The following is a 3277-nucleotide window of genomic DNA, read 5'->3' as shown; positions in this document are numbered from 1 at the left end:
CGCGCCGGAGATCATGGCGCGGACGAAACGTTCGTGGCCCGGAAGATCGACGAGATCGATCGTGCCGCCCGTCCCATTGGCCACGCGCAGCACGGCGAAGCCCGGCACGATCGACACGCCGCGCGCCTTCTCCTCGGCGAGCCGATCCGTATCCGTTCCGGTGAGCGCGCGGACGAGGGAGGTCTTGCCGTGATCGACATGGCCGATCACGCCGATGAGGAGAGTTTCGGTCACAGCGCCGCCGTCGCGATCAGCCTCGAAGCTCCGCCTTCGTAACCGCAGAGCTCGCGCCCGCGAAGCGGCGTCCGCCTCTCACGGTGCCGCAATCGGGGCCGATCCGTCGGCGAATGCGTTCGTTACCGACCACGCCCCTGGCGCTAGACGTGCCCCGGCGGCGAAGGCTCTCACGGCTTCGGGAGATTTCGCGCCGGGAAGGAGAACGTCGCGCCGGGTCTCACCGTGGCCAGCCAGATGAGGTGCGATTGTGGCACTCTTGCCAAGTCCCACTGCGGCGCCCCGAGACCCGGTGGATAGACGGGATGCGAAACATACGCCGGGCTATCGGTTGGGACCCCGCCGGGGCATTGCGTATATCCCTTGAGGTCGAAAGAACCTCTGTTGGGAAGCGGCGAGACGGCAAATATCTCCGCGCCATTCGACAGCTTGCTGCCAACCTTGATGCCGACGATTTCTTCCATCTGAGCAGGAGTTCTGCCCACAACGTATTTGAATGTGGTGCAATAGCCGATCGTCCGGCTCGGATCGGGCTTTTCGCCGAAAGGAGAAACTTTCACGAGTGCGTCGAGGCCGCCACGTTTCCAGACCTCGATCGCCATGTCCTGAAGTTTGTCGGCAGACAGCATCGATCGCTTCCTCGAGACTGGCGAGATCTCCCTTAAGTCGATCTTGGCCGGAGCTGAGAGGGAGTGCAAGGGCCACGACCCCGGCGCACAATCAGGGGCGGGGCGCTGGGGTGGAAAGCGAGGGTGCGAAGTCGGGCCGGCATCCGAAGCGGAGCGGGCGTGCCCGTCCGGCGGCCGTCGGTGACGATCGGCGGAGGGATATCGGAAGCGTGAGCCGGCCAGCGGCATAGAGCCAACTGGCGCTCCCAAGGGGACTCGATAAAGTCATCAATTTCAAAGGATTGTCGGAACGTGGGACCCTCGGCCTTCCCAATGCACTCCAGTACTTCTCGTTTCTGAGATCCCACTTCTGACACATCTCCGCCACCTCCGATTGCACCGGCGGCCAGTCCGACCGGAAGCCGGAAAAAGGCTGGCCCGCCTCGGAATGGGAGAGCATCGGCGACGAAGGGACGAAACCCGCGCCGGAGCGGATCATTCCCGAGCCGGAGCGATCCTTCGTGGTCGGATCGGCTCCGGCTCCGGCAGATCCCTCGGCGGAGGGAGATCCTCCTCCAATAACTAGGAGGCCGGCAGATTGAGCAGCTTGTAGTTCGCGTCCATCTGCGTCTTCCGGCTGACGGACCAGTGGATCCCGGTTCTCTCGGAGATCGCGCGCGGCTCGGCGCGCGCCAGGTTGGTGGCTGCGGCCGTCTCGTCGAGGGACACCAGCCGGTCCGGGTCGAGCTCGGGCTGGGCCTCGAACCAAGCCTCGCGGGCAGCCCTTACGTCGGCGCGCTCCTGCTCGGCTGCGTGCGTCGCCCCTTTGTCCAGGTGATCCCCTGCCGCTGGAAAGGGCTTGGCGTACGAGTTGCGCCGCTGCGCACGGCTGTACGTGAGTGAGCGGCCCTACTGCGAGGCGGCAGGGGCGGAAGCGGAGTTGCGGCGCGCTACCGGACGGGTCGGGGTGCCTGATACGCGTGCGTCCGGGTCACGCATGGGGACGAAGCGCGCCACGAGGCTCGTGAGATCGACTACGTGGAGGAGCGCTGCGGGAGCAAGGATGCGGGGGTTGAGCGAACTCGGTCTCTGCGCGCGGAGCACGCACTCCATTTTGCTCCTTCGAGCCGGAGGCGTCAGCGAACTGGAGTGGAGCCCGCGAAAGCTGCGGGCAGAGGGGAGATGACGACTGAGAACAGCCGTTGGCCCCAATCTATGACCTGTCTCGTTGCAAAACGCCCCTTTGTCCCTCTACGGGCAAGCGCTGAACGGGACGCAATGGTCAGCTGTCGAGGTCTCTGCTTGGGCAGGAGGGGAGACCATCGCAGCATGTGAAGTCGGGGGGCTTGTCAGAATGACCGACCAGAACGCGGCGGTGGCCAGCGCAAGTGCGCTGATGATCATGGCAATGTTTCGCACGGCCTCACCTCCATGTTTTTCTCAGAGAGAAAGCCTCCTGAGCACCCGGCCGTCATGCTGAAATTTGTAATTGGCGGCGTTGTTAAGCCTCCTGCTCCCGATTTTGTCTTCAGCGTCACCGCTCAAAGGCGGATCTCGGACGCTCGCACAGGGCATAGCCTCTATGTGCCTGCCCGCGCTTCAGCTCGGAACAGGCCAGCAACTCGCACGATGACATCTGCGGCACCCCGCCCACCCTGAGGACGCTCGCATCTGCACTGCTATTTATTCATCAAAAGCGGCACGCAGTCCCAAACAAATAATAGTACAAATCAAATAATATATGTACGGTATTTACAATAAGACAAGCAAACTGAAATGACAGGCATGAGAGTGGAAATTATGCCTTTCCATGGATTGCATATCTCCGCGCTGCGCCGCCGGCATGCAGGCTGTCATAGGCAAAAATGCTTAGGAGCGAGCGTTGAGCTTACCACCTTTCTGCAAGGGCCGGTCGGCCGATCTGGCTCGCCCACATGACGAGAGCCGTGCTCGCGACCGCCCATTGGGGTCATGACACGAGCAACGACGAGAACGGCAATCTCCATGCGCTGTGCCAGCGATGCCCCATGATTCACGACCGGTCGGAGCATCGACTGCGGCGGTGGGGCACGCTGTTCCACAGGAAAACGTCCGGCGACATGTTCCGTAGGCCACATCCTTGGGCTCATGCCGGGATTGGCATCCAGACCACGATCATGGCTGCTAATCTCGGAGCCTCAGGCGTTTTTGCGCCCACGGCCTTCTGTGGCTTGGCCAGCCTCAGCGGATGCATCGGCCAATGAGCCGGGCCGTCCCAGACCGATCGCTTTCGCAAGCTCCGAGCGCTGGGCGGCGTAAGCCGCGGCCACCATCGGGTAGTCGTTGGGCAGGCCGTAGCGCTGGCGGTAGCTGTAGGGGTCGAGCCCGTGGGTCGAGAGATGGCGCTTGAGCGTCTTGTAGGGCTTGCCGTCGATGAACGAGATCAGCGCGTCCGG

3 protein-coding genes and 1 pseudogene are annotated in these 3277 nt (G+C 63.0%); all 4 read right to left on the bottom strand.

Going from position 1 to position 3277, the window contains the following annotated elements; translation table 11 throughout:
* On the bottom strand, positions 1-234 hold a 234-nt coding region (locus tag E1J50_RS26095), incomplete at its 3' end, for a GTP-binding protein (RefSeq protein WP_245516768.1).
* A gap of 170 nt (positions 235-404) precedes the next feature.
* The gene (locus tag E1J50_RS26090; protein ID WP_132255609.1) at positions 405-863 is read right to left on the bottom strand and encodes a hypothetical protein; all 459 of its coding nucleotides are present in this window, start codon (positions 861-863) and stop codon (positions 405-407) included.
* Positions 864-1529: 666 nt separating this feature from the next.
* Positions 1530-1696, bottom strand: a pseudogene (locus tag E1J50_RS26085) (IS630 family transposase); the annotation flags it as partial.
* A gap of 1323 nt (positions 1697-3019) precedes the next feature.
* Positions 3020-3277 (bottom strand): MucR family transcriptional regulator (locus E1J50_RS26080; RefSeq protein WP_165937986.1); only part of this gene is annotated, 258 nt, incomplete at its 5' end.

The organism is Methylobacterium segetis (genome assembly GCF_004348265.1).
Classification (GTDB): domain Bacteria; phylum Pseudomonadota; class Alphaproteobacteria; order Rhizobiales; family Beijerinckiaceae; genus Methylobacterium; species Methylobacterium segetis.
Note: the sequence above shows the minus strand (reverse complement) of the source record. Positions and strands in the feature narration are given on the sequence as shown.

Bases quoted from the DNA above. Each gene is read 5' to 3' on its own strand.
- E1J50_RS26090 (WP_132255609.1), bottom strand. From the start codon at position 863: ATGCTGTCTGCCGACAAACTTCAGGACATGGCGATCGAGGTCTGGAAA.